The organism is Corallococcus sp. RDP092CA, from assembly GCF_041903675.1.
Classification (GTDB): domain Bacteria; phylum Myxococcota; class Myxococcia; order Myxococcales; family Myxococcaceae; genus Corallococcus.
Map to the genome: position 1 here is coordinate 22,887 of NZ_JAYESI010000008.1, position 25,999 is coordinate 48,885.

21 protein-coding genes and 2 tRNA genes are annotated in these 25,999 nt (G+C 71.8%); 6 read left to right on the forward strand and 17 right to left on the reverse strand.

Annotation, left to right across the window (positions count from 1 at the left end; genetic code table 11):
• Nucleotides 1–76: 76 nt before the first annotated feature.
• Nucleotides 77–1,363 carry a pectin acetylesterase-family hydrolase gene (locus U8525_RS11385; protein ID WP_374264701.1) on the reverse strand — a complete coding sequence of 429 codons (1,287 nt, stop codon included), beginning with the start codon at nucleotides 1,361–1,363 and terminating at the stop codon, nucleotides 77–79.
• A 299-nt stretch (nucleotides 1,364–1,662) separates the two neighbouring features.
• On the opposite strand from U8525_RS11385, the gene U8525_RS11390 reads away from it, so the two are divergent.
• A complete protein-coding gene (locus tag U8525_RS11390) occupies nucleotides 1,663–2,343 on the forward strand; it encodes a hypothetical protein (RefSeq protein ID WP_374264702.1) in 681 nt (226 codons plus the stop codon).
• 4 nt (nucleotides 2,344–2,347) lie between these two features.
• Here U8525_RS11390 and U8525_RS11395 read toward each other — a convergent pair whose 3' ends face one another.
• Nucleotides 2,348–4,483, reverse strand: a complete 2,136-nt coding sequence (locus U8525_RS11395; RefSeq protein WP_374264704.1) for an ATP-binding domain-containing protein — start codon at nucleotides 4,481–4,483, stop codon at nucleotides 2,348–2,350.
• 327 nt (nucleotides 4,484–4,810) lie between these two features.
• On the opposite strand from U8525_RS11395, the gene U8525_RS11400 reads away from it, so the two are divergent.
• The 3 genes from U8525_RS11400 to U8525_RS11410 all read left to right on the forward strand — a co-directional run bounded on the left by U8525_RS11400 (nucleotide 4,811) and on the right by U8525_RS11410 (nucleotide 9,814).
• Nucleotides 4,811–5,659, forward strand: a complete 849-nt coding sequence (locus U8525_RS11400; RefSeq protein WP_374264706.1) for a hypothetical protein — start codon at nucleotides 4,811–4,813, stop codon at nucleotides 5,657–5,659.
• Nucleotides 5,660–5,775: 116 nt separating this feature from the next.
• The gene (locus U8525_RS11405) at nucleotides 5,776–8,619 is read left to right on the forward strand and encodes a carboxypeptidase regulatory-like domain-containing protein (protein ID WP_374264708.1); all 2,844 of its coding nucleotides are present in this window, start codon (nucleotides 5,776–5,778) and stop codon (nucleotides 8,617–8,619) included.
• Nucleotides 8,620–8,668: 49 nt separating this feature from the next.
• Entirely contained in the window at nucleotides 8,669–9,814 is a 1,146-nt protein-coding gene (locus tag U8525_RS11410) for an acyl-CoA dehydrogenase family protein (protein ID WP_374264710.1), read from the forward strand.
• Between the two features lie 36 nt (nucleotides 9,815–9,850).
• On the opposite strand, the gene U8525_RS11415 is transcribed toward U8525_RS11410, so the two are convergent.
• The 3 genes from U8525_RS11415 to U8525_RS11425 all read right to left on the reverse strand — a co-directional run bounded on the left by U8525_RS11415 (nucleotide 9,851) and on the right by U8525_RS11425 (nucleotide 12,583).
• Nucleotides 9,851–10,372, reverse strand: a complete 522-nt coding sequence (locus U8525_RS11415; protein WP_374264712.1) for a DUF2780 domain-containing protein — start codon at nucleotides 10,370–10,372, stop codon at nucleotides 9,851–9,853.
• A 113-nt stretch (nucleotides 10,373–10,485) separates the two neighbouring features.
• The gene (locus U8525_RS11420; protein WP_374264714.1) at nucleotides 10,486–10,974 is read right to left on the reverse strand and encodes an NUDIX domain-containing protein; all 489 of its coding nucleotides are present in this window, start codon (nucleotides 10,972–10,974) and stop codon (nucleotides 10,486–10,488) included.
• Between the two features lie 52 nt (nucleotides 10,975–11,026).
• Nucleotides 11,027–12,583 (reverse strand): hypothetical protein, encoded by a 1,557-nt coding sequence (locus U8525_RS11425; RefSeq protein ID WP_374264716.1) that lies wholly within the window; start codon nucleotides 12,581–12,583, stop codon nucleotides 11,027–11,029.
• 476 nt (nucleotides 12,584–13,059) lie between these two features.
• Between U8525_RS11425 and U8525_RS11430 the strand changes: the two genes are divergently transcribed.
• Nucleotides 13,060–13,938 carry a hypothetical protein gene (locus U8525_RS11430; RefSeq protein ID WP_374264718.1) on the forward strand — a complete coding sequence of 293 codons (879 nt, stop codon included), beginning with the start codon at nucleotides 13,060–13,062 and terminating at the stop codon, nucleotides 13,936–13,938.
• Between the two features lie 139 nt (nucleotides 13,939–14,077).
• A complete protein-coding gene (locus tag U8525_RS11435; RefSeq protein WP_374264720.1) occupies nucleotides 14,078–14,470 on the forward strand; it encodes a hypothetical protein in 393 nt (130 codons plus the stop codon).
• A gap of 76 nt (nucleotides 14,471–14,546) precedes the next feature.
• Here the strand turns inward: U8525_RS11435 and U8525_RS11440 are convergent, their stop codons facing one another.
• The 12 genes from U8525_RS11440 to U8525_RS11495 form a co-directional block, all read right to left on the reverse strand.
• Nucleotides 14,547–14,825 carry an SRPBCC family protein gene (locus U8525_RS11440; RefSeq protein WP_374265038.1) on the reverse strand — a complete coding sequence of 93 codons (279 nt, stop codon included), beginning with the start codon at nucleotides 14,823–14,825 and terminating at the stop codon, nucleotides 14,547–14,549.
• The gene (locus U8525_RS11445; RefSeq protein WP_374264722.1) at nucleotides 14,821–15,276 is read right to left on the reverse strand and encodes a hypothetical protein; all 456 of its coding nucleotides are present in this window, start codon (nucleotides 15,274–15,276) and stop codon (nucleotides 14,821–14,823) included. Before U8525_RS11445 ends, U8525_RS11440 begins: the two co-directional genes overlap by 5 nt.
• 90 nt (nucleotides 15,277–15,366) lie before the next feature.
• A complete protein-coding gene (locus U8525_RS11450) occupies nucleotides 15,367–15,723 on the reverse strand; it encodes a hypothetical protein (RefSeq protein WP_374264724.1) in 357 nt (118 codons plus the stop codon).
• An 88-nt stretch (nucleotides 15,724–15,811) separates the two neighbouring features.
• Nucleotides 15,812–15,888, reverse strand: a tRNA-Asp gene (locus U8525_RS11455).
• A gap of 13 nt (nucleotides 15,889–15,901) precedes the next feature.
• Nucleotides 15,902–15,973: transfer RNA gene (locus tag U8525_RS11460), tRNA-Val, on the reverse strand.
• Between the two features lie 136 nt (nucleotides 15,974–16,109).
• A complete protein-coding gene (locus U8525_RS11465; protein WP_374264726.1) occupies nucleotides 16,110–16,259 on the reverse strand; it encodes a hypothetical protein in 150 nt (49 codons plus the stop codon).
• A gap of 96 nt (nucleotides 16,260–16,355) precedes the next feature.
• Nucleotides 16,356–16,850 (reverse strand): Spy/CpxP family protein refolding chaperone, encoded by a 495-nt coding sequence (locus tag U8525_RS11470; protein ID WP_374264728.1) that lies wholly within the window; start codon nucleotides 16,848–16,850, stop codon nucleotides 16,356–16,358.
• A gap of 279 nt (nucleotides 16,851–17,129) precedes the next feature.
• A complete protein-coding gene (locus U8525_RS11475; protein ID WP_374264730.1) occupies nucleotides 17,130–20,609 on the reverse strand; it encodes a hypothetical protein in 3,480 nt (1,159 codons plus the stop codon).
• Nucleotides 20,603–21,142: a DUF1318 domain-containing protein gene (locus tag U8525_RS11480; RefSeq protein WP_374264732.1), complete on the reverse strand. Its 540-nt coding sequence runs from the start codon at nucleotides 21,140–21,142 to the stop codon at nucleotides 20,603–20,605. Before U8525_RS11480 ends, U8525_RS11475 begins: the two co-directional genes overlap by 7 nt.
• Complete coding sequence (locus U8525_RS11485) at nucleotides 21,139–24,822, reverse strand: hypothetical protein (RefSeq protein WP_374264734.1); 3,684 nt, start codon at nucleotides 24,820–24,822, stop codon at nucleotides 21,139–21,141. The genes U8525_RS11480 and U8525_RS11485 overlap by 4 nt, the downstream gene beginning before the upstream one ends.
• Nucleotides 24,823–24,932: 110 nt before the next feature.
• The gene (locus U8525_RS11490; protein ID WP_374264736.1) at nucleotides 24,933–25,709 is read right to left on the reverse strand and encodes a hypothetical protein; all 777 of its coding nucleotides are present in this window, start codon (nucleotides 25,707–25,709) and stop codon (nucleotides 24,933–24,935) included.
• Between the two features lie 4 nt (nucleotides 25,710–25,713).
• Entirely contained in the window at nucleotides 25,714–25,974 is a 261-nt protein-coding gene (locus U8525_RS11495; protein ID WP_374264738.1) for a hypothetical protein, read from the reverse strand.
• Between the last annotated feature and the right edge of the window lie 25 nt (nucleotides 25,975–25,999).

Sequence of the window (25,999 nt, forward strand, 5' to 3'; positions counted from 1 at the left end):
GGGCCTGGAAGGACGACGGGAGCGGGCCCCTTCGTGGACCCGCTCCCGTTTCTCATCTCAGGGGTGGACGGTGGGACTACCCGCCGATCGCGCCGTTGATGAGGGGCGCGAGGATGCTCATGCCGGCGTCTTCCTTGTTGTAGTTGTTGGCCGGCTCGTAGACGCGGACGCGCTGGTTGTTGTTGATGAAGCGCGACAGGAAGACGTCCATGGGGATCATCTCGCCGTGGCAGGCCCAGGACTGCCACGGGCTGTCCAGGTACTCGTACCAGTACTTCTTCTCCATCTTCTGGCAGGCGTGCGAGCCCACGAAGGTGATGATGGTGCTGCAGTGGCTGGCGTTGATGTCGCGCTGGTGCGGGATGAAATAGCTGAAGTTGTTGTACTTGTTCAGCTCGTTCACGAACGCGTCCTGGTCCTGCTTCCAGTACGCGTGGACGGACGCCTCGTCGTTGGGCGTCTTGAAGCGCTCATACGAGTAGCGCGAGTAGTTGTAGTCCATCGTGTAGCCCGTGTACGCGAGCTGATCGTTGGGGAACTCCGTGGCCACCATCTTGTTGATGGAGCCCATGTCGTTGATGTTGAAGCTGGCCGGCAGCTGGTTGAACACCGAGTCCAGGTTCCACGACGAGCGGATCTTGTCGTGCAGCGGGCGCGACAGGGAGTTCGCGTTCGGCGCCATGAAGATGGGGCCGGAGTCGTTGATCATGTACCCCTTGGCCGGGTTGATGGCCTTGCGGATGAAGTAGTAGCCGGCGGAGGTGGACGTGCCGCCCGCGCTGTAGCCCGTCACCAGCAGCTTCTGCACGTTGGGGAACTGCTGCTTGGCGTAGTTCGCCGCGGCCAGCGTGTTGGTGTAGCCGTTGTGGTACCAGGTCAGCGGCGCCTGGCCGCCGGTGGTGTCCACGTACGTCTTGGCGTTGTTGCCGATGTGCACGTCGCCCGTGCAGTACGGCAGGTAGACGATGTTCCAGTCCTTCGTGACCAGGTCCTTGCGGCTGCGGAACGGCAGGCCCGGGTCCGCCCCGTTGACGATGGGGGACACGTACTTCGCCGTGAACTGCGTCATGTAGTCGTCGGAGATGCCGTTGGGGTTCGCCGCGCCCAGGATGCCCAGGCGGCCGCTACACGAGTCGTAGTCCCAGCACGCGCCGCCCCCCTCCATCATGAACAGCAGGTTGGGCGAGTTCGTGCGGTGCACGAAGAACTTGTACTGAGAGCCGTTGCCGCACTTGGTGCCGGGCAGCGTCACCTTCTGCCAGGCGTAGTTGTTACCGCCGTCCACCAGCACGTCGACGATGCCTTCCACCAGCACTTCGGCATGCGCGGCGCCCACGGGGGCGGAGAGGGCCAGAAGGCTCATCCAGAGAAGACTTCTCATGCGGCTTCCTCCAAGAGGGGGAGTGAGTGGGTTGCGGCCGCGGATGATACGTTTTTGGTTATCAGCCGTAAGCAGGGAAGCTTCGCTTGCGGTGAAAATGATGGATTCTGTGTGGAGTGCAGCATTCCATCCGAGAGGGACTGGAATTGTCCCCGCGCGTCAGCCAGGACCTGAGAATTGACGCGAGAGGTCATGTTTTAAATGTATCAATTGCGCGGTGCGTCGCCGGCATGGGGTGACACGGGTTGCGGCGGGCGCGGGGCGCGCGGTATGGCCTTGGCATGAGCACGCGCGCGCGATGGCAGCTGCCCCTGGGCACGGCGGGAGTCCTGGTCCTGGCGGTGGGGGCGTGGCTTGTCTTTGGCGGGCCGGCGCCGGAGGACGCGGCGCCGCCGGCCGCGCCGCCCGCGCCCGTGGCACAGGCCCCCGCGCCGCCGCCCGTGTTCGCGTCCACGCCGGCCGTGCCCCGCGCGAAGGACGGCGGGCTGGACCTGGTGGGCGCGGCGACGGCCCAGGTGCAGGCGGCGCCGGAGGAGGACCCCGGCCCCTACCCGGTGGACCTGGAGGCGCTGCGCGCGAAGCTGCCGGGCAACCTGTACTGGGACATGGACGTGCCCACGAAGGACCCGGAGGAGATGCGCCGCCGTGAGGACGTGAAGGCGAGGTGGAACGCCCTCTACGGCAAGGTGCTGTCCAACGAGGCCACCGAGGAGGAGGTGCACCAGTACTACGACCACCGCCGCCAGGTGTCCGAGGACGCCATCGCCTTCGCCACCACGGTGCTGGAGGACTACGGCGACAAGCTGCCGGAGGAGCACCGGGGCCTCTTGGAGCTGAGCGTGAACATGCACCGCGCGCGCCTGGCGGAGATTCCGCGCCAGGAGGCGGAGGCGCTGTCGCGCCGCGAGGCCCACGCCCAGCGGCAGAAGGAGTGGCGGGCCGGCGGAGGCCGTCAGCCCTGAGCCGTCAGCCCTGGCCGGGCTCGCCCGCGCCGGGGAAGGTTCGAATGAGCGGGGAGCGCACGGCGGACGAGGCCACCCACAGCTGGTGGGAGGCGCGGGTGACGGCGACGTGCAGCCGGCGGCGGGCCTCGTCGTCCGCGGGGTAGGCGCGCGCGGTGACGTCCGGGAGGATGACGTAGTCGAACTCCAGGCCCTTCACGTTGTCCACGTCCGTCACGTCCACGCCGGGCTCGAAGGAGAAGTCGCCCTCCAGCACCAGCCGCGCCCAGGGCATCTCGCGGATGACGCGGTGGAAGGACTGGGCGGCCTCGCGGCTGCTGGCGATGACGCCCACGGACGCGTGCGGCTCGCGCAGCACCAGGTCTCGCAGGGCGTCGCCGAGGAACAGCCAGGCCTGGGCCTCGTCGGGGAAGTGGTGGAAGCCCACGGGCGCGCCCTCGCGGCCGGCCCGGGCGGCGTTGGCGGGGGACTGCGAGCCCAGCACGTGCTGCGCCAGCTCCACCACCGGGCGCGGGCAGCGGTAGGACACCTGGAGCCGGCAGGTGGCGGCGTCGCGGATGCCCAGCTCGTCCAGCGCGGCGTCCCAGCCGGCGAAGCCCGCCGTGGTCTGCTGCACCTCGTCGCCCGCGAGCGTGCAGCTGCGGCCGTGGCCGAGCAGCTGGCTGACGACGAAGAGCTCGAAGAGGGAGAAGTCCTCCGCCTCGTCCAGCACCACATGGGCCAGGCGGTCCGCGCCCAGGCCTCCGCGCTGCGCCTTGAGGAACATCAGGACGGGCAGGTCGTCGGCGTCCAGGGTGCCCGCGAGCGCGTCCGGCGTGGCCTCCTCGATGGCGCGCCCGTCCACGGTGATGAGGGCCTCCTCGTCGAAGCCCTTGTACTGGCGCGACAGCGGCGTGGCGGTCTGCTGCTTCGTGTGCTCCAGCACCTCCTCCACCACGGTGAGGGGCAGCTCCCCCTTCGCGTCCGCCACCACGGCCTCCAGGAAGGCGCGGTCCAGGTACGCGTCCGCCAGCTTGATGCGCAGCCGGTCCAGGGTGGGGGGCAGGGCCTTGCCCTTGAACACGGGCACGCGGCCGGCCAGCGCGCGGCGCAGGGCGGGGTGGCGCTTGAAGCGCGAGACGAGCGCGGGCGTGTCCGGGGACAGCTTGATGCCCGGCACGCTGAAGGTGGAGCGCGCGGTGGCCAGCGACCAGGCCTCCAGCGTCTGCACGGACACCTTGCCCAGGCCCAGCGGCGCGAGCAGCCGGCGCGTGAGCCGGGCCAGGCCCGCCTCCGGGACGACGACCTGGGTGCGCGCCTGCGGGTACGTCTTCGCGTCGTCGAAGACGACCTTGGCCAGCCGGTGCAGGGCCACCGTCGTCTTGCCGCTGCCCGCGCTGCCCAGCACCAGCAGCGGCTGCTCCGGGCCGGTGCTGACGGCGGCGTACTGCTCCGCGTCCAGGAGCGCCGTCACGCCGAAGGCGTCCTCGACGTGGGTGGCGCCCCGGCCCACGCCCAGGACGCCCGGCCGCGCGGCGGTGCCGCTGCCGCCCGCGAGCACGGAGGCCGCGTCGCGCCCGCGCGCGTGCCAGCGGCCCTGCGCGTCGCGCTGGAGCAGGTGCGGGCCGGTGCTGATGCGGGTGAGGACGCCCTTCTCGATGATGACCAGCCGGCGCGCCTCCACCTCGCCCTCGGAGAGCCGCTCGCCGAAGGACTCCTCGAACGCGTCGCCCTCCTCGTAGTTGTAGAAGACGCGGGCCACGGGGGCGAAGCGCCAGTCGATGACGCGCACCCCGGCGCCGAGGTTGGCGAAGCTGGTGCGGCCGAGCAGGTAGTCGCGCGCGCCGGTGGGCCCGGACAGGCGCAGGTGCGCGAAGTAGGGCGCGCTCGCGTCCGGCAGCGGCACGGTCTCCTGCCGCTCCAGCATGGAGCGCACCTCGTTCATCTGGGTGAAGACGTGCGGCAGGTCCGCGGCGTGCGCCGTGGTGGCGTCGTCGCGCAGCACCTGGAGCTGCGCCAGCAGCCCCTGCGTGTCCAGCGTGCGCTCCGCGGCCTGACGGCGCGCCTCCGCCAGCGCCTGCTGGACGCGTGACAGCAGGGCCTCCTCCTCGGCGATGAGCGCGAGCGCCTCGGGCGACAGCTCCTGCTCCTGGCCGACCATGATGTCTTCCTTTCCGCCCGCGGGCGTTCGTGGCGCGTGCAAGGTGAACGTTGGCTCCCTTGGGGTCAACCCGTTGGATTTCCGGGCCACCTTGCTAGATTGAGGATCGCGGTCGAGGCGCCCACCCCGCGTCCCGGGTCCTCCCGCGACCGCGCTTCCCATCCACCCCGCCAGGTTGCCTCCCCGTGGGGTGGGGTGGATGTCCGCGACTGGTCGCTGAGCGGGGCTGTCTGTCGAATGGCGGCGCGCGCCGGGGGCGGGTGGCTTCTAACGGCACTCGCGGCTTGCTTCCTTCCACATCCAGCTCGAACACGGAGGATGTACCGGATGACCTCGATGAACGCGCCGTTCCGCTGGACGCTGTCGCTCGCCGCCGCGCTGGGAATCGTCACGTCGGCGGGGGCCCAGGAGCCGGAGCCCCCGACGGAGACGGAGACGTCCACGACGACCACGACCACCACGATGCGCTCGGAGGAGATGCCGAGGTCGGAGGGCCGCCACCCCGAGGGGCGCATCGGGCCGCAGTTCGCGGTGAGCGGCAACGTGGGCTTCGGCCTGGGCTACGTCTACACGAACGGCCAGAGCCCGACGGGCGGGCTGGAGGACCTGAAGATCACCGACTCCGCGAAGATCTCCTTTCCCATCATCGCGGAGCTGGGCTTCCGGGTGTCGCCGCGGTTCTACGTGGGCGCGTGGGGGAGCTGGGAGCCGGTGCTGACCAAGACGAACGCGCTGTCGTGCCCGGAGGGCTTCGACTGCCATACCTTCCAGTGGCGCGTCGGGCCGGAGGTCCGCTACCACATCCGGCCGGGCACGAGCTTTGATCCGTGGATCGGCCTGGGTGTGGGCCTGGAGATCCTCAAGAGCCACGTGGAGGGGGACACGCAGCTCCAGGTCGCGCCGGGGGTGTTCGTCCCCACGCACGTGGACACGCACGTCACGGACCGGGGGCCCACCATCGCGCGCCTCACGCTGGGCGGCGACGTGCGGGTGTCGCGGTCCCTGGCGGTGGGGCCCATCATCACCGCGTCCGTGGGTCAGTACACGGTGCGCACCGGCCACCAGGCGCTGGACATCACCGGCGTGGGCAGCCGCGACCAGGCGCTCACGCCCGTGGATGACGGCTTCCACTCGCTGTTCACCGTGGGCCTCCGCATCGCGTTCCTGCCCCTGTAGCACCGCGTGGTGGTGCTCCCGCTGAAGCCCAGGGGTGGGCGGCGGAAAATGCGGCACCCCCCTGGAAACGGGGGACCGGGTGAGGTGTCTTGGGGCGCACCTCTCCCGGAGGGTGCATGGCGTCTCGCAAGGTGTTCATCGTCGTTGCCGGGCTGGCGCTCCTGCTGGCCGGCGTCTTCGCCTGGCTGCGCGCCTCCGCTCCGGCCGTGGCGGCGCGCGGCGCGGCCGTGATGCCCGTCGCGTCTCCCGCCCCCGACGTGGCGCCGACCTCTCGGTCCGAGGGAGGCGCGGCCACCGCGCCCGTGGAGCAGCCCATGCGGGACGCGGAGGGCGCGCTGCGCGTGGAGACGGCCACGGCGTCGGGGCCGCTCGCGGGCGCGGAGGTGACGCTGTACCTGCGGGGCCCGGCGCCCGCGGGCTCGCGGCTGCCGTCGTGGCGCGTGGCGGGGCAGGGCCGGACGGACGCGGCCGGAGCGCTCGTGCTGCCCGCGCGTCCCGGGCCCTACCTGGTCACCGCGAGGGCGGAGGGGCTGGCGCTGGCGCGCGCGGAGGTGACGCGTCCCCACGGTGAAGCGCTGTCCACGGTCCGGCTGGTGCTGGAGCCCGGCGTGTCGCTGACGGGCCTGACGGTGGAGCGCGTGGGCGGCGCGCCGGTGCCGCTGGCGGAGCTGACGCTCACGCCGCACACCGGCTTCGAGGACGCGCTGCCCGTGTTCCTCCAGACGGGCGCGTCGGTGCCGGACGAGGCGCGGCACGAGGCGCTCAGCGACGCGCGCGGCGCGTTCGGGTTCCACGGGCTGGCGCGCGGCGAGTACCAACTGGAGGCGCGGGCCCCGGGCCACGCACCCCGCCGCGTCGCGCGCGTGCACGTGCCGGGGACGGACATGCGCGTGGAGCTGGACGGCTCCGCGTTCATCGAGGGCTTCGTCACGCGTGCGGACGGCGCGCCCGCGCCGGGAGCGCGCGTGAGCGCCTGGGGCGAGGACGGCGCCGTGGAGGTGGAGGCCGGAGACACGGGGAGCTTCTCGCTGGACGTGCCGCCCGGGTCGTTCCAGGTGACGGCCCGCCATCGGGAGGAGACCGGCGCGGTCGGGAGCGCGGTCGTCGTGGGGCCGGGCATGACGGTGGAGGACGTGCGGATCCGCCTGGGGGGCGCGGCGTCGCTCGCGGGCGTGGTGCGGCGCAAGGGCTCGGGTGAGGCCATCGCGGGGGCCACGGTGGGCGTGCGCGCGAATGGCGACCGGGCGGACCTGGTTCAAGCGCGCTCGGAGGCGGACGGGCGCTTCGAGGTGCGAGGGCTCGCGCCGGGCGCCTACGACGTGCGGGTGCGCGCGCCGGGCTTCCAGCCGCTCACGCGCACGGGGCTGGGCGTGCTCGCGGGGCAGCGCTTCGAGCTGGTGCTGGAGCTCGCGGCGCCGGGCCGCATCGAGGGCACGGTGGTGGATGGCGCGGAGGCGCCGCTCCCGGGCGTGTCCGTGGTGGCACGGCTCAAGTGGCAGCCGCTGCCGGACGCGCTGCCCTCGGTGACGGACGCGCAGGGGCGCTTCACGTTGGAGGACGTGCCGGAGGGCACCGTGTACGTCGCGGCTCGCCGCGCGAACAGCGAGGACGAGGTGCGCCAGCCGGTGCGCGTGGAGGCGGGGAGGACCGCCACGGCGCGGCTGACGCTCGCGGGGGAGGGCGTGCTGGAGGGCACCGTGCGCACCGAGGGCGGCGGGCGGCCGTCTGGCCCCGTGACGGTCACCGCGCACCGGGTGGGCGCTCCGGCCTCGGAGTCCGTCGACGTGCCCGCGACGCCGGAGGGAACGTGGTCGATGCGCGTGGGCGCGGGGCGCTACCAGTTGAGCGCGTGGCTGTCCGCGCTGCGCTTCCAGAACGGCGACCAGCAGCAGGTGGTGGAGCTGGAGGCGGGCGGTCGGCGGCACGTGGACCTGGTGGTGGGCGAGCCCCAGAAGCCGCTGCGCGTGACGGTGCTGGAGCCCAACGGCGCGCCCAGCGTCCACGCGACGGTGATGGCCGCGGAGGCGGGCCGCACGGACATCCAGGCGGAGGAGCTGACGGACGCGGCGGGCCAGGCGGTGCTGTCATTGGATGGGCTGGGCTCGGATGCGTGGCGCGTCTGGTCCACGAACGGCGGACGGCAGGGCGAGGCCGCGAGCGTGTCCGCCTCACAAAGAGCGCTCACGCTCCAGCTGAAGCCCGCGGCCCGGCTGAGGGGCACCGTGCGTTCGGCGGGAGGCCGGGAGGTGCATGGCTTCACGCTGACCGTCACCGCGGCGCGCGGCGAGGACGACTTCCTGTCGAGCGTGGAGCGCCAGTTCTCCGGGGACGCGTTCCAGGTGGACGACGTCTTCCCCACGCGCGTCACCGTGACGGCCACGCTGCCGGACGGGCGCGCGGGCAAGGCGGACGTGACGCTGGCGTCCGGAGCGGAGGGCGTCGTGGAGGTGGTGGTGGACGCGGGAGGGGCCGTGTCCGGTCGGCTGGTGGACGCGCGCACGAACGCGCCGCTCGCGGGCGCGTATGTGGATGCGGACGGCATCGCGTCCCCGACGACGGGCGCGGATGGACGCTTCGAGCTGAAGGACCTGGCTCCGGGCGCGCACCGGCTCACCGCTTGGAGTCGGGGACGGGAGCTGGTGGACCGGCGGGTGACGCTCGCCGCCGGGAGGACGCAGGCGCTGGGGGACTGGCGCCTGGGGCCCCAGCGCGTGGAGCCGGGGCGGCTGGGGTTGAGCTTCGGCATGACGGGGCGGGACGTCGTCATCAGCGCCGTCGCGGAGGGCGCGGACGTCGTGGGGCTCCAGGTGGGGGACGTGGTGCGCTCCATCGACGGGGCGGTGGTGCTGGACACGGGCGAGGCGCGGCGGCGCGAGCTGGGCGTGCCGGGCAGCCCCGCGGTGCTCTCGCTGCTCAGGGGCGGCCAGCCGCTGTCCCTCACGTTCATCCGCGCACGCTGAGGGCCGCGCGGCTTGAAAGCGCGGGGCGGGCCCTGACAGCATCCGCGGCATGGATGAGCGCTTCACCCCGGAGCATGAGGCGTTCCGCCGCACCGTGCGTCAGTTCGTCGAGAAGGAGCTGGCCCCGCACGCGCTGGCGTGGGACCAGGCCGGCGAGTTCCCCCGCGACGTGTTCCGCCGCTGCGGCGAGCTGGGCTTCTTCGGCATCAGCCACGACCCGGCGTATGGCGGCAGCGGGCTGGACGCCTGGTATGTGGCTGTCTTCGCGGAGGAGCTGGCGCGAGCGCGCAACGGGGGCGTGGCGATGTCGCTCCTGGTGCAGGGGCAGATGGCCACGCCGGTCATCAACGAGCTGGGCACCGACGAGCAGAAGCGCGAGTTCCTCGCCCCCGCGCTCGCCGGGGAGCGCATCGCGGCGCTGGCGATGAGCGAGCCGGACGCGGGCTCGGACCTGGCGCGGCTGCGCACGACAGCGCGGCGGGACGGCGACGACTACGTCATCCAGGGCGCGAAGACGTGGATCTCCAACGGCGCCCGCGCGGACTTCCTGGTGCTGGCGGTGCGCACGGGCGGGGAGGGCGCGCCGGGCATCTCGCTGGTGACGCTGCCCACGGACGTGAAGGGCTTCTCCGTGTCGAAGAAGCTCCAGAAGGTGGGGCACCGCTCGTCGGACATGGCCATCCTCTACTTCGAGGACTGCCGCATCCCCGCCCGCTACGTGCTGGGCCGGGAGAACGATGGCTTCTTCCACATCATGAACAGCTTCCACGCGGAGCGCCTGGTGACGGCGCTCTACACGGTGGCGGTGATGGACGACCTGCTCCGTGAAGCCATCCGCTACGGCAGGGAACGTCAGGCTTTCGGGAAGCGCCTGCTGGACTTCCAGGTGTGGCGCCACACCTTCGTGGACCACGCCACCCGCGTGGAGGCGGCGCGGCAGCTCACCTATCAAGCGGTGCAGCTCTTCAATCGCAAACGCAAACAGAAGCCGGTGAAGGAGATCGCCATGGCCAAGCTCCTCTCCACGGAGCTGGCGCAGCGCGTGGCCTATGACTGCCAGCAGTTCTACGGCGGCATGGGCTACGTGGAGGAGTCGCACGTCGCGCGGGCGTGGCGCGACGTGCGCATGCTGACGATTGGCGGCGGCACGTCCGAGGTGATGAAGGAGATCATCGCCGGGACGATGGCGCTCTAGCGTCCAGCGGCCGTGGGCTCCTGGGGCCCTCGCGCCCTATTTCCCCAGGAGTCCGCCGAGCACTCCGCCCAGTCCGCCGCCCTGGGGGGCGCTCCCGCCGCCGGCGCCGCCCGCGAGCAGGGGCACCACGGCGAGGATCTTCCCCACCAGGCCCGGGTCCAGGCGGGACTTGAGGAAGTTGAGCAGCAGGGGGGCCACCAGGGTCGCCTTGTCCGCGTCCAGGTTGAAGCGCTGGAGGACGGCCACCACGCCCGCGACCTCGCCCGCGTGGGCGGCCGCGCCACCCAGGGCGCCCATGAGGCCGCCCCCGCCGCCCCCACCACCGAGCATTCCGCCGAGGGCGCCCATGAGGCCGCCGCCATCGCCCGCCGGAGCCTGCGCCGCCTGCTGCTGCCAGCCCTGCATCTCCGGGATGGCCTGCTCCATCTGCTGGGCCGCGTCCGGGCCTACCTTCTCCTGCACCGTGCCCTGCACCAGCTTCAGGAGTGAACCCGCGAGCCCCTGTGCCTGCGTGCCATCCACTCCAAGCTGCTGCGAAAGCTGTCCGATGAGGTCCATGCGCCGCGCTCCTTCGCGTGAGTCCCAAGTGGGAGGTGGTGGTTGTAGCGGTCCTGGCGGAGGACTGGCTGGAAAACCGTCATGAGCGTTGCTCGGAGGACGCCCGCGGCGGCCTACAGCCGGGTGAAGGACCAGCTCACCGCGCGACCGCCCTCGTAGGGCATCACGCCGTGGAAGGGGCGCGGGTCCGCGTCGAACACGAGCGGCAGGAAGTGCCGGTCTCCGTCCCACAGCGACAGGGACAGGATGGAGGACACGGGGACCCAGGACAGCGAGCCCTCGGGGTTCTTGTCCAGGGGCGTGCCCTCGAAGGCGTCGATGCGGAAGATGAAGCCCAGCCAGTCCTCGCCGTGCTTGCCGAAGCCGGGCCAGGACAGGGTGCCGCGCAGGACCATGCGGGTGCACTCGATGCCGGCCTCCTCGCGGAGCTCCCGGCGCATGCACGCGGCGATGTCCTCGTCGCGGTCCATCTTGCCGCCCAGGCCGTTGTACTTGCCGTAGTGGGCGTCGTCCGGGCGCGCGTTCCGGTGGATGAGGAGCACCTGCTGGCCGTCCGGGGACATCACGTAGCCCAGCGTGGCGACGATGGGGGTGTAGGGCATGGGCCGGTTCGTCTCCTGATTCAGGCAGGGCGTCAAGCGGCGTGGCGCGCCCTCAAGGGGACGCGCCGGTCGCGGAGCCGGGCGGTGGCTCGTGGCGGCGCCACAGCTCGACGGCGGGGGCGTCTGGCGACACGGCGCGCGTGAAGTTCGCCTCGAACCAGCGGAGGCTGTCGGAGGAGAGCTGCCGGTGGCCGCGCTCGCCCAGGAGCACGAAGTCACACCGCGCCAGGAGCGCGAGCATGCGCTCCTGCGAGCCCGCGCTGGCGAAGGCCGCCGCCGCGTCCGGGAAGTGTCCTCCCGACGCGAGCGCGTCCTGGAGCATGAGCGCGTAGGGGTCCACGGGCACGACCTGACCCGGGAGCACCGGGGGCAGCCTTCCGGCCATGAGCCCCCAGGCCGGCTCGAAGCCGCACAGGGATGCGCCCGGCGGTACCTGCTCGCGCACGTAGCGCGCCTGGAGGACCTGCTCGCGAGGGCGGATCCTCGAACCGCGCAGCGTCTCCTGAAGGGAGTGCAGCGGCGCCAGCAGCGTCAGCCCGAACGCCACCGCGCCCACGGACCGGGCCCGAGCGGCGGCGAAGCCCACGAGCGCCGCCGCGCCCAGTCCGGCGAGCAGCGCCTCTGGCCCCGCGAGCAGCGCGTTGTAGTTGGACCAGTAGCTGCGCGCGGCGAGGTACGCGGCCACGGTGAGCAGGTACGCGGTGGCGACAAAGCGCTCGGGGGCGGCCTCCGCGCGGGTGCCGCGCCGCACGGCTCGGAAGAGCGCGACGCCCAGGCCCACCGCCGCGAGCAGCAGGGCCTGGCGGCGCCGCTCATGGAGCATCTCCAGTAGCCGCTCCCAGCGCGACACGGTGCCGTCCTCGGGCCGGGCGGACTGGAACCACAGCGCGTCGCGCACGAACGCGCCCGGAGCCATCAGGGCCAGCGGTCCCACGAGCGCCAGCACCGTGAGCGACGCGGTCAGCACGAACCTCCGCGTCAGGCTCCAGCGGAGCTGCGGAGCCCGGGCCACGAGCGCCGCCGCGCCCCAGATTCCGCCCAGCACCTTCACCGACGTCATCAGGCCCGCCAGCGCGCCTGCGAGGCCCGCGCGGCGGGGCAGGGGCGCGCGGCCCGAAGGCAGGAGCCACGCGTTCGCGAGGCCCAGGCCGCACAGGTTGAGCAGCGGATCCAGGAACGGGCCGCGCTCCATGGTGACGGCCTCCGGGTGCACCGCGTAGACCAGCGCGGCCACCACGCCGGCCACGGGGCCCCAGGCCCGCATCGCCAGCCGGCCCACGAGCACGGTGCTCACGGCGCCCATCGCGGTGGCGAGCCAGCGCGCCAGCGCGAAGCCCGTGGCCGGGTCACCGAACGCGCCCACCGCCGCCGCCGGAGCCCCCAGGAGCAGCGAGCCGGGCGGGTGCACGAAGAGGAAGTCGCGGTAGGGCAGCACGCCCTCCCACAGCAGCGCGGACGCCGCGGCGTAGACACCCTCGTCGTAGTTCACGATGTAGCCGAGCGCTCCAGCGCGGTGGAAGAACGGCAGGGCCCGGATCACCCAGGCTCCCACGCCCAGCGCCAACAGCACCCAGGGCCACCAGCGCCGGGCCCTGCCACCCGCTGTCATCCACGTCAATCCATCCAAGGCGCGAGCATGCTACGCAGCCGCCCCGCCCCACGCGAGCCGCACGAGGGCAGGGGGCACGAAACAGGGTGGCAATGCGACGTGAGTCTGCGACGACACACACCGTGGATACACCATGAGTGACACAGACGCCGTGAGACATCGATGTGTCATCGCTGCTCACTGTCGCCGGAGATCGGCATCTGCCGCTGGCCTTCACCGGTGACGCTGCGAGGAACCCAGGATTCGCAGCCACGGCCACGGTGACCGTGGTGGGCACCCCCCTCAGCGCGGTGACGGAAGCGGCGGTCCGCGTACACCCCCCAACGCGGAGCGCTCCTCCAGCCACGCCGACCTCCATGGCCACCCCGAGGTGGACGTCACAAGACCGGCACAATCCCCGCCGTGGGAGTGTCACCGGCATGTGTTACATGGAATTCCTCACTTGGAGGTTTCCCATGCATCTACGTGCCCTTGCCTTGACCTGTTTCACCGCGCTCGCGGCCTGTGACAACGCGCCTCTCGACGACGCTCCTTCGGAGTCCATGGAGGAGGTGGGTGTCAGCACCGCGGCGGAGACGGCGACCCGCCTCTACGCCACGGTGGGCAACAACGAGCTGAGCTTCGAGACGCTCGGCACCTTCGAGCAGCGCGACGGCGTGCGCGCCCTCATCCTCCACGCCACCGCGAACCGCTACCTGTCGGACGTCCTCAGCTTCGTTCCGGACGACGCCTTCGGGGACGCGAACGTCATCAGCGAGCGTCGGTTCGAGATCGTCCTCCACGAGGGGCACGAGCTCAACACGGTGCTCTCCGGGCTGCCGCTCTTCGTCCGCGTCACCACCAACACCGGCACGCCGCGCTCGTACACCGCGCGCATCGTGGTGGCCCCGCGCTTCTACGACTTCCGCGGTGACTCGGGCATCTGGATCGACGAGGCGGTCACCCCCCGCTATGTCGTCCAGGGCAACGACAACCTCATCTACCGGGGCCACGCCTCGGTCTCCGGGTACATCGACTGGCTCTCCGTCACGGCGCCGGACGGCATCCCGTCCGTCTATGGCCGGCCCAACTACAAGCTCGACTGGACGTACACGAAGCTGCACGAGGCCATCGACCCGCACACGGTCCCGCTCGCCTTCAGCGCTGGCGGTGACCACGGCGCGACGATGCAGAAGACCGCCCGCCTCGTGGCGCGAGTGACGGAGTTCGCGCTCACCGACGGCGACGCCTACGACGTCTGGCCCAGCCCGCCCTGCGACCCCGCCGTCTCCGCCTGCTACCACTCGCAGCCGGCGGGCACGACGGACTTCAGCCAGTGCGGCACCTACCGCCAGGTCCTGCGCTGCACGTACTAGCGCCCCGGTCTTCAGCGCCTCTCTGAATTCCGTCCCGCCAGCGACGCGGGCCCCCTGGAGGGGCCCGCCCTGAAGTCCAAGCGCATGGCATTGCCCGCGAGCGTGGTGTGAGTCCGTCCATTCACATACGCTCCGGGCAATGGTTCCGTCTCCCGAAGCCCCCGTCGCCGTCTATCAAGACATCCGCAGTTGGGCGGGGCTGCTGGTGTTGGACGTGCTGGCGCTTGCATACCTCGCCGCTTCCTGGTGGCTCGATGTGGGAGCAGGCGAACTGGACGTGATGGCGTCCTGCCTTCTTGGAACCTCGTTGCTGTTCGTGTTCATGGGCTCCCGGCGCATCGAGGTGGGGCCCTCGGGCATCCGCATGTACCGCCGTGGCGTGCTCCGTGTGCAGCGACCGCTCGATGCCTTCTCGCAGCTCCAGCCGGGACTCCCAGGACTGCAAGCCATTGTCGAGCTCATGCGCCTGGTTCAGTCCCCGGGAGAAGGGACAAGCGCCGCCGGAGCCGAGGGCGCCTCGCCCGACTTCTGAACGTTCCCAGGCGCGTGTGCGGGTGGCGGCGCACCGTATCGGCGCGCCGTCACCCATGCATGGACCTGGGGCCGCGCTACCGCGCGCTCCCATCCAACGCCTTCTTCATCGCGGCCAGGCCTTGGTCGATCATCGGTCCGATGAAGGTGCTCGCGTCGTGAGGAAGGAAGTCGGCGGTCCAGACGACCCGGCTCCCCGTGCCCTCCGCGTGGACCTGGACCGCTCCGTTGTAGTGGGTCATCGGTCCACCTTCCGCGCCCCACACGAGACGCCGTGCCTCGTCATCGATGGCCACGATGGGCTCCCTGACCACCATCCCGTTGCCGAAGGTGACCACACGGGCTCCCGGCTCAATTCCCGGTGACGGTCCCCACGACGCGCGCCGCGAACGCGAGCGCCACCTCGTCCAGGCCGAGGCTGGTCCGGCCTTCGGCGGTCTGCTGTGCGAGCTCGCCGAGCATCACCACGGCGGGGACCGGCGGCAGGGCGCCCACGCGCCACACGTCCAGCGAGGCGCCGAGCGAATCCACGAGCGCGTCAGAGAGCTGGAATGACAAGCACTCATCGCCCGCGAGATGGTGCTCGTGGGTACAGTGGAAGGCGTCGCCTGCGTACCCGACCAGCGTCGCTCCGGCCACGAGCTCGTGCGCCGCACCGCGCGAGTGATAGCCGAAGCTCCCCCTCCGGACATACGACACCGAGAACGCCGAATGCCGCTCCTCGAACGGGCGTTCGCCCGGCTTCGCGTCGCACCGGCAGTCCACGACGGCGATGGAGCGCGAGCGGTGCAGGAGGGTGGTGCGCATCCGCGCTGGCTAGCAGGAGTGGGGCGGAAGAACTTGGAGAATCCTGCTCCGCCGCGGGAGGTCCTCTCCTCTGGCGGGGGACCGTCGCGCTCAAAGCGCCAGGAGCACCTCCACTTGCGTTTGCAGCACGCGGGCCTCTTCGTGCCGGCCGAGCTGGAGGTAGAGCGCGACCGCGTCGCGACGCTCCTGGATTTCACGCTGGATGAGCGCGTCTACCTCCTCCGGAGACAGGAGCAATCGAGACACCTCGCCGCTCCCGAGCCCCGCCGTGCTGCCGGCGATGCCACCGCCGGCCGGTGCAGGCGCGATGCTGATGTCGGGCGCCTCGGCATTGTCGATGGCGGCGAGCGCTTCCCGGAGCACCGCGGAGGCGGGGGCATTTCGAGTGCGCAGCGCGTCTTTCATCGCGGTACGCAGCGCGGCCTTCCATTCAGCAACGGTCTTCATCTGCCGATACTCCCCGGGAGGAGGGGAACGCCCAGCCCAGCGCTGAAAAGCGAAAGGCCCGGAACCTTTCGGTTCCGGGCCTCTCTAGTGGCGAGGAGTACGGGACTTGAACCCGTGGCCTCCGGCGTGACAGGCCGGCGTTCTAACCAACTGAACTAACTCCCCACAAAACTTTCAATGGGCGGAACAGGGATTGAACCTGTGACCATCGCCTTGTAAGGGCGCCGCTCTACCGCTGAGCTATCCGCCCCTGCGCGGCCCCGCCGTGATTCAGTGAGGCGGCTTGTACCGTCCCCATCCGCCCCCGTCAAGCATACGTTTGCGGGGCCCTGCGCATTCCGCGAAGGCCCCTCGGAAGGGTGCGGATCCGGCGACCGCGGATCCGCCTACCCGGCCCGCACCTTCCACCGCCGCACGCGGCGACGGGAGCGGGGAATCATCACCACGGCGCCCACCAGCAGGGCCACCGGCACGAACACCAACATCGTCTGCATCATCGCCTCCATGCCCGACACCATACGGAGGCCGTCTGACATCCTGACGGGGAGTTCGTGACTTTCAGGAAACGACACTCCAACCCGCCGGGCTCCCAGCCGCCCTGGCGGGCAGGGGGCCGGACTGGCGGCGGAGGGTCATTCGCCCCGGGGAGGACCGCCCCGGCCGCCGCGCCCCGGGCCGTGGGCGCGCCGCTCCGACTCCAGGAGCGTGCGGGCCTGGGCCTTCTGCGCGTCCGTCAACACCGCCTCTGCCTCCTGGTACGCCGCCAGGTCGTTGGCGCGGAGCTGCTCGAAGAGGCCGCGGGCCTGCTCGTGGTTGGCCTGGTCCTGGGCGGACGGCGTGCCCTGGGTGTCGCGGTCCGGCGGCGCGGGCGGGCGCAGGGCCTCCAGGGACTGCTTCAGGGGCGCGTTCTTCGCGTCGAGTGAAGCTTGAATCCTCCCCAGGCTCGCGACCTGGGTGTCCGTGAGGGCCAGGTCCTGGCGGTGGTCGACGAGCACCTGGACGGGCGACTTGCGCTCGAACGGAGGCGGACGGCGTGCATCCTGCGTCGTGGACGCGGCGGTGGTGGTGGTGCCGGCGAAGGTGGGCACGGCGAACAGCAGGCCCAGCATGAACAGTTGGCGCTTCACGGTGAGGTACCTCCAGCTTGCGCGTGATGACCGCACCCGGAAGCCTGGAGACCGAGGACACGGGCACACCGTGAGGGACCAATGGGAGGGGTTTGTCCCCCACGCCATCCCGTGCCGCTCAGACCCGGGCTTCCGGGCTGACACGGTGCAAGGTGCTCCCGCCATGTTCCGCGAAAATGTCCCCCACGTTACTGAATGTGTTTCGAGCCGCGAGGCGGGGACAGGCGGCCCTCTCCACGGGCGGGGGGCCCTGTCTGTCCTGGCGCCAGGACAGACAGGTCATTCGGCCGCCGCGCGGACCTCCTGCGTCTGGCCTTGCGCGTCGCCAGCGGCGGTCTCGGTGCCGCCGTCGAGCGCCAGGTAGATGTTGAACCACGCCAGATAGGAGCGCCACGCCGGGTCGCGCTGCTCGATGAGGGTGCGCCGCGCCTGGCGCATCCGCTGGGGGACGTCGAAGGGCATCCGCGTCTTGTCCTCGGATTGCAGCTGCGCCGCGAACCAGAGCACGTCCAACTGGCCGGCATCGACCGGCGCGTGGGTGCGCGCCATCAGCGAGTCCGCGTGCTCCAGCGCCTTGCCCAGCCACTTCGCCGCCTGCGCCGGCTCCCGTCGGTCCACGGCGTTCTCCGCCAGCCGCAGCTCCGCCAGCGTCACCGCGCGGATGTCCTCGTCGCGATCCAGCTCATCGAACTGCTCCAGGAACAGGGCGCGTCGCTGCTCCAGCGCGCGGGCGGCGGCGTCCATGCGCCCGCGCCGCGTCTCCGCGTTGGCGCGCAGCCCGGAGGCGATGATGCGATACGCGCGCTGGACGAACTGCGGCGTGGCGTGCGCCTGCTTCAGCGTGGCCTGCACGGCGGGCGTCGCCAGGTCCCGGTCCACCTGGTCCAGGTCCGCCAGCGCCCGCTGGGGCTGATCCGCGCCCAGCGCCGCGGCGCAGCGGGCCAGCCTCAGCGCCAGCCGGTTGCGCAGGCCCTCCTCGTCGCGGGAGCCCGCTTCGACGCCGGGCAGCGCGCGGTCATAGAGCGCCAGGGCCCGCTCGAACCGGCCCGCGGCCAGGTTGTAGAGCGCGGCGCGGTCCGTCACCAACGGGAGGAACCGCGCCATCTTCTCCGTGGCCTCCACCACCGCCAGGGCCTTGTCCGCCGCCTGCGCGGCCTCCGCCTCGCGGTTGACGTGCAGGAGCGCCCGGGCGCGGGCCAGGGACACCGACAGCCCCGCGCCGTTGTCCGTGTAGGGCAGCTTGTCCCGCTCGTCCAGGTAGCCCAGCGCGATGTGGTAGTTGCCCACCTGCGTGTGCAGCAGGCCCAGCGCGCCGAGGATCATCGCCCGGTAGCGCGGGTTGTTGCGCACCAGGTCCAGGGCGACCAGGTAGTGCCGATTGGCGCGCTCGGCGGCGGCGGGGTTGCGGCCGCGGAGGAAGTCCTCGTGGTGGATGGCCCCCATGAGGGCCTGCACCTCGCGCTGGTTCTTGAGCTCCTGCCACGCCGCGCGCAGCTCCGCGATGCCGGCCTTCACCGCCTGGGCGTGGGCGCCGTCATCCAGCTTGGACAGCCGCCGCGTCGTCACGTAGGCCTTCACGAAGTGCGCGAGCGGCTGGGCCTTGCCCGGGACCTCGGTGGTGACCTCCCGGATGATCACCTCCGGGACCACCCCGGCGCGCAGGCGCAGGCTCATGGATTCGACGGCGCTCTCCAGGGAGCCCGTCCGCCGGGTCACGAGGTCGAAGTCCGCGCGCGCGTCGTCCAGCCGCTGCCGCGCCATGCGGCGGTAGGCGCGGCCCATCAGCGCGCGCCGGAACAGCCGCTCCGCCCGGCGCCGCTCCTCGGTGCCGGCCGGGGCGTCGTCGACGTAGAGCGTCGCCAGGGCCTCCATCACGCCGTCCGCGCCCAGGCTCGCCGCGCGCTCGGCGGCGTCCTGCACCACCACGCGGCGGCGGAGCGGGTTCGTCTGCTGTTGGTAGAAGGCGACCAGGGCGTCCCGGACGGGGCGGGGCGGGCGCTCCTCGTGCAACGCATTGACGCGGCGGCCCAGCTCCAGGGCGAACGCATATGGCGTCCCCGGAGGCTCCGCCGCGAGCGCCTGGGCCATGGCGGCGTCCGCCTCCGCGTAGCCGCGCCCCCGGTACAGCGCGCGGACGGCGCCGCGCGCGAAGTCCAGCTGGTCGTCCTCCTTGAAGACCTTGTTCCGCGAGAGCCGACGGCCGGCGTCGACCAGCGCCTCCCGGTCGTCGAGCTCGCGGTACAGCGCGTCCGCCTGTTCGTACCAGGCCTCCAGCACCGCGCGGGGCGTGGTGTCCGTCAGCTGGGCCGCCTCTAGCTCCTGCCGCGCGAGCGTGAAGTCACCGGACGACTGCGCCAGCTCGCTGCGCACGACGTGTTGATAGACGGCGGAGGGGGGGCTGGGCGCGGCGGCCGGGTCTAGGGCCGCCATGCGCTGGCGCTCCGCATCCTGCAACTCGTCCACCATGCGGCCCCGGTCCCGCTCCTTCAGGGCCTTCCGGTGGGCGATGAGCAGCCGCAGCGGCTCCGACAGGCCGGCGGTGGGGGGATCCTCCACCGTGGACATGTGGCGGGCGTAGTAGTCCGCGGCGTCGAAGTCTCCGGAGGCCAGGTGCAGCTGGCTCAGGCGCATCAGCAACAGCCGGCGGAGCTTGGGGCGCTTCTCGAGCAGCATCCGCTGGCGGTAGAGGATGAGCTGATCCGCGCGCCGGCCCACCATGCCCAGCTCTTCATTGAGGCGGGGCACGTCCCAGGCGCTCGGCACCTGGCCATCCAGCGGCAACCGGTACACGTCCAGCGACTGGCCCCGGGAGCAGGTCGTGACGAGCGACGCGGCGGTGGGGGCGGGGTACTCGCAGTTCCAGGCTTGGCTGGTGAGCTGGTCCGGGCTGGCGGCGGCGGCCTGCGCGGGCGCGTCGTCGCGCTCGGAGGGGAAGGGCACGCGGAACAGCACCCCGCTGTCGCTCGCGTCAATCACCCCGTCCCCGTTGGAGTCGGTGAAGAACTGCACCACGTACAGCGAGCGTCCGTCGCGCGCGAACACCGGCTGGCCCGTCTTCCCCGGGATGTCCAGCGTCAGCGGGACGGGCGCCGCGCCGGGGACATCCAACCGGACGGCCTCCAGGTGCGGTGATGCTCGCGCGGCGAAGCCCGGCCCCACCTCCTGCACGGAGCGCTGGACCGGGACGTACACCAGCCAGCGTCCATCCGGAGAGAAGGTGGGGCTGGTCAGGTTGCGCTCGAGCAGCGGCGTCACGCGCCACCGGGACTCCAGCGCGACCTTCGACAGCCGCAGGTCCCCCTGGATGGTCGCCCGGCTCACCAGCGCGATGTGCGCGTCGTCGATCCACTCGGCCTGGAGCGCGCTGGTCTCCTCCTCCAGGCAGCGGCGCTCCTTCGCCTCCGGCAGGTCCCTCACGCACAGCTGGCCGCCGGCCTGGGTGCGGAACGAGATGTAGAGCAGCTGTCTGCCATTGGGGCTGATGCGCGGCCAGGTCACGTCCGCGCCTTCGTCGAAGAGGCGGCGCTCGCGGCCCTTCTCCAGGTCCTGGAGGAAGATCTCCGTCGCGATGTCCCGGTTGGACACGAACAGCAGCTGGTTCTCGTCGGGCGCGAGCTGCCCCAGGAACTGGTCCCCCATGCCCACGGTGAGCCGCTCCGGCAGGACCATGCCGCCGTCGTTCTCGTCGTCCTGGGCCCTGGCGACGCTCGCGACGAGCATGACCAGGGCCAGCACCCACGGGCCTCGGTAGGTCAGCACTTCTTCTCTCCCCAGGTGCCGTCCTCGGCCTCCACCCAGCCGCCGCAGACGACGCCTTCCGCGTGCGCCTGGCGCCAGTTGCGGCGCAGCGTGTCCTCCGGCACGCCGGGGCGCACGGTGCGCATCCACTGCCACAGCTGGCGCCGGGCCCGGTTCATCCGCTCCACCATGGCGGTGTCGTCCGCCGACACGCGCCCGGCCGTGCACTGGCGCCGGGTGACCACCAGCAGCCCGTCCCTGCCCTCGCCCACGCAGTGGCGGCGCACCAGATCGTCCACGCGGTCCGCCTGCGTCTTGCCCAGGTTCTCCACCAGCGGCGGAGGCTGGATGCCCAGGTCCTCCAGCTGGTTGGGCGTCAGCGGCACCGGCGTGGGGTTCATGCCCGCGCGCGCGAGCCGCTGCTCCACGTCCCGGTACGAACCCGCGGCCTGCTCCTCGAGCGCCGTCGCGCGGTCCACCATGACGATCTCCGGCGCGCTGATGCACCCGGACGTGGCGAGGGCGGCCACGAGCAGCAACCCAGGGTGTTTCATGGCAGAGCCTCCGGAGGGGACATGGTGGTGATGGCGCGGTCGACGATGGGGCCCAGGGGGATGCCCCGGATCTCATCGATGCTGACGAACCGGGCCAGGCCGCCCATGGTGATGAGCAGGCTGCCGAAGCCCTGCTTGAAGCTCACGCGCACGTGCTCCGGATAGCCCAGGCTCAACGCGTAGCGGACGCGGTTGGTGGCGGGGTCGGTGTGGCGCGGATCCTCCAGGTCGAGCAGGTCCAGCAGGTGGCGGTTGCCGATGCGGAGGATCTCCGCGCGCCCGTTGATGCTGCGGTCCCTGGCGGAGATGACCATGGCGGCGTTGCCGTCGAAGGGCTCGCCCCGCGAGGACTTCACGCCCGTCGCCCGCACGTGGGCCTCCAGCGTGGAGTTCCTGCCCTGATAGTCCAGCATGCACTGGCCGGTGACGCGTCCTCCGCGGATGCCCATCTCCAGCTGGCTCATGGAGAACACGTTCTGGTTGATGGCCAGGTTGCCCGCCAGCGGCGCGATGGTCACCCACGGCGTGCTGATGCGGTCCGCCGACAGGAAGCCGCTGCGCGTGAGCAGCGGGTGCTGATCCGCGAAGCGCAGCATCGAGTACGGGTTGACGTCCAGGTCGTTGAGCAGCCGCACCCCGTCCGGAGAGACCTCCACGTTCTCCGTCAGCGGCACGTCGCCGTTGAGCGCCTCCACGACGACGCCGGACCCGGGCATGGTCACGTTCACGTTCTCCAGCTTGAGGCTGGAGAGGGTGCGGAAGACGGTGAGGTCGGGGGACGCCACCCGGAAGGTCACCGTGGCCTTGCCGCTGCTCTCCAGCTGCCCGGGCCGCGCGAGGCGCGCCAGGTCCTGCTCCAGCGATCCCCGCATCCCCATGCGCTGCTGATCATTGCTCAGGTCGACCCGCCCCTGGACCTTCAGCTGCGTCTGGGTGCCCCCGTTGGTCAGCCGCAGGTCCGGGATGCGGATGACGCCGGTGGGCTTGCGCAGGACGGAGACCGACGCCTCCACGTCCTGGACGGGGTAGGGCAGCGCGGGCTTCTGCTCCAGCGCGCGGAGCTTCACCACCTGCTTCAGCTCGATGTCGCCCTGCTCCCACTGGTCGGTGAAGGTGGCGGTGCTGTCGCTGGACAGGTCCGCGAAGGTCAGCCGGCGGTCGTTCATGGCCACGGTGAGCTTCTCCACCGCCAGGGTCGTGCGGACGGTGCGGCTGGAGCCCTCGGCGTGGGACTCGGCCTGCCAGCGCAGCGCGGGGACGTGGATGCTCTGGTCCGGGTGCTTCCAGCGCACGCCGCGCAGGTCGACCTGTGCCTTGCCCTCGAAGCTGGCGCCTCGCGGAGGCATGGGGGCCAGGCGGACCGTTCCGTCCGAGCCGAGGTGCGTGATGACGCCGGTCAGGGTGCCGTGCAGCTCGCCGGTCATCGCGAGCTTGGAGGTCTCCACCTCCGGCGGCACCCGCGCCTTCGCCAGGAGCGGCGACAGGGGCCCCAGGGGCGGGAAGTCGCCCTTCACATCCACTCGGAGCGCGCGAGCCTTCCGGTCGAATGCGAGCGCTGCTTCCGCGGCGACCTTCAGCCCTGTCTGGCCATTGAGCCCCAGCTTCAGCGAAGGCTTGCGGCGGTCGAGGTCGAACGTCAGCGTCTGGTGTTGCGCGCCCGCGTCGGCCTCTCCGATGCGCAGCCCTTCGAGCTTCAGGTCCAGGGCGCCCTGGTGCTTCCACGCGTCTCCCTGGGACTTCAGCACCAGCGCGGCGCTGGCGGCCGACACGTCGTCCCATCCCGGCTTCCCCAGGCGCAGCTCCGTCTGGTGCTCCACGCGCGGCGAGGGCGCGAAGAGGGCGCTCAGTCTGCCTTGGGAGGTCAGGGCCACGGCGAGCCGCTTCCAGGGGAGCCGGGCGGCGACGTCATCCGGGATGAAGGGCCGCGCGGCGACGAGGTCCGGCGTCTGGGCGTCCAGCGTGTACGCCACGTCGTCGGAGCCCTTCGTGGCATCCAGCGATGCGTGCAGCGTGCCCACGTCCAGCTCCAGCCGCGCGCGGGCCTTGCCGAGGCGGGGCTCCTCCAGCTCGGGGAAGGCGTCCGTCACGCGCAGCTGCACGCGCGCGGGCCCCTTCAGCACCTCGCGGTCTTCCGGGGCGAGCACCCGGAGCGACTCCACGGGCAGGTCCGCCTTCAGCGCGAACGGGGGCTTCGCCGTCAGGGGCACCTGGAGCTGGAAGCCCATGCGCTCCGCGATCGCGCGGTACCCGGCCGCGCGGACGTCCAGGGCGTCCACCTTGGCGGACAGGGCCGCGTCTCCCGCGACGCGCAGGGGCGAGGAGAGGTCGGGCCGCAGCTGACGCCCCGTCAGCTCGCCGGAGGCCTTCGGGACGCGGAGCGGGGTGGCGCCCCCGACGTCGAGCCCCTGGAGCGTGAACGCGAGCTTCGCGACCAGGCCCTGGGGCGCATCCGGGGTCGCGTTCAGCGAGAGGCGTCCATCGCCAAGCTCCACCCGGAGCGCCTCCTGCACGAAGAGGAGCTTCGCCACGTCGAGGTCCACCCCGAGCCGGCCCTGGGCTCCCAGCTGGGGCATGTCGCTGAGCGTGACCTCCTGGGCCTCCAGGTGCAGCTTGCCGCGCTCCAGCGTGAAGGGGCGCAGGTCCGCGGGGATGACTTGGAACAGCCGCCCCACGTCCACGTCCGCGAGGGCTCGCGTCAGGACCGGCGCGACCTCCGCCGCGTCTGGCAGCACCACCTGGGCCTGCACCTCCGCGCTGTCGGTCAGCCGCGTGCGCTCCAGCTCCACGGTGGTGTGTTGTTGCTCGGCATCGAACTTCGCTGTCACCGCGCCGTGCAGCAGCGAGCGGAGCGCGAAGCGCGAAGCGAAGTCCTGCCGCGCGACGTCCAGGTCCACCCTCACTCGGGCCGCGTCCGCGCTCGCTTCCACCGACAGCGCCAGCTCCAGCAGGGCCTCGGCGGTGGGGACGGCGGGGGCCTCACGGTGCACCGTCAGCGCCAGCGGCTTCCCGGCCTGCCCCAGGTCCACGAGCAGCTTCCAGCCCTGGTCCTGGGGCTTCGCCTCGACGCCGGCGTCCAGCCCGCGCAGGGACCAGCGGTCCACCACCGCGCCTCCCTGCACGCGGAGGTATGTCAGGGACACGCCCGACAGCTCGATGCCGCGGACGGGGAATGGGGCGGAGAAGAGGTCCGCGACCTGCCGGGAGGTGCCAGGCGCGGCTTCATCCACCGGTTCGGGCTCCGGGGGGCCGGTCAGGTTCGTGAGCGACGTGGTCCCATGCTCATCCGCGACCAGGACGATGTCCGCGTCCCGCACCGCCACGCGCGCCACCCGGACCGGGCCCTTCAGCAGGGCCCCGAACGACCACGCCGCCTCCAGCGTGCCGACGCGCAGGAAGTCGGGCGAGACGTCCTGGAACGGCGGAGGGGTCCGCACCACCAGGCCCTCCAGGCGCAGCCCGGAGAGCACGTCGATGCGGGCCGTCCGGTAGTCCAGCCGCACGTTCGTGGCCGCCTCCACCTGGGCGACGACGTGCGACTTCAGCCAGGGATGATCCAGGTGGTGCAGCGCGGTCACGACCGCGATGAGCAGGAGGACGAACGTCGCGAGGAGGAGCAGGAACGCGCCCGCGATGATTCGCGTCAACCGTCGACGAGGCCGTCCAGCACCGGGGGAGTCCATGATGTTCCGTCGAGGCGACCGGCCGGCCTCCCTCCTACCATGTGGCGGAATCGGGCTTCAATCCGAGGGTGCCTCGCCTCCCGGGCGTGGCCGGGCGCCCGGAAACCGTCTCAACCGAAGCTGGACGAAGTCATTCCCGCCGTGCCGCCGGCCAGGGGTTTGTAGGGGAAGTAGAGGTTGCGCACGAAGCGGGTGAACAGGTGCTCCTCGCTCCACCGCTGGCGGGCCATGCCGTACACGCCGGGGGCGCGCAGGTCCCGCTCGGAGACGCCGGTGACGAACTCGCGCTCGCTGTAGATGGCGAACACCTCGTCCACCGCCGCGCGGCTGCGGTACGTGCGGAGCATCGTGCGGTAGATGAGCTCGCTCTCCTTCTGGGTGAAGGCCAGCCCCTGGATGGCGTGCGCCATCTCGTGGAAGACGAGGTACTGCTCCGACTCCAGCCGGTCCTGTCTCAGCGCGACGCGGGCCCGGGGCCAGTCCGGGTGATCCCAGAACAGGCCCGCCGCCTGGGGGGACACGGCCCGGGGGTAGCCGTACTTCACCAGCGTGTGCCCGGGGGGAATCAGCTCCACCGTCAGGGGCCGCGCGGCCTCCATCCGGGCGATGAGCTGGAGGTTTCCGGCGAGCTGCCGCACCACCTCGTCCTGCACCCGCTTCACCTGGGCCGCGGGGGCGCCGTATGGCTTGAGCTCCAGCTTCGCGCTCACCCAGGCGCGGGCGCGGGTGGGGCCTTCCGCGGGAGGCCGACCTCCGCGCGACTCGAAGACGTCGCCTCCCTCCAGCAGGGTGAAGGCGCTCAGCGGTTGCTTGAGGCCGACCTCCGCCGCCAGCGGGGTGACCTCCGGCGTGGAGCCGTCCAGTGTCTCGTAGCGCTCCGGGGGCATGGGCTCAGGAGCAGGTCTTCGCCTGCTGCTTGCAGGCGTCGGTACAGGCCGGCGTCTGGGTGTCGGGGGTGAGTCGCTCCGCGTTGCCCTGCACGGAGTCCGGCGGCTGCCGGGAGGCGGGCCGGCCACGCGGCTGGCAGCTGTTGAGGCAGGCGTCGTACTGGTCGCGGCAGTACGGCGTCATGTTCGACGTGTCGAGGGTCGCGCAGCTGGAGAGCAGTGACAGCGCTAGCGAGAGAAGGGCGATACCGCGAACGGGGCTCATGCCTGGAGTCTAGACCGAAGGCGGG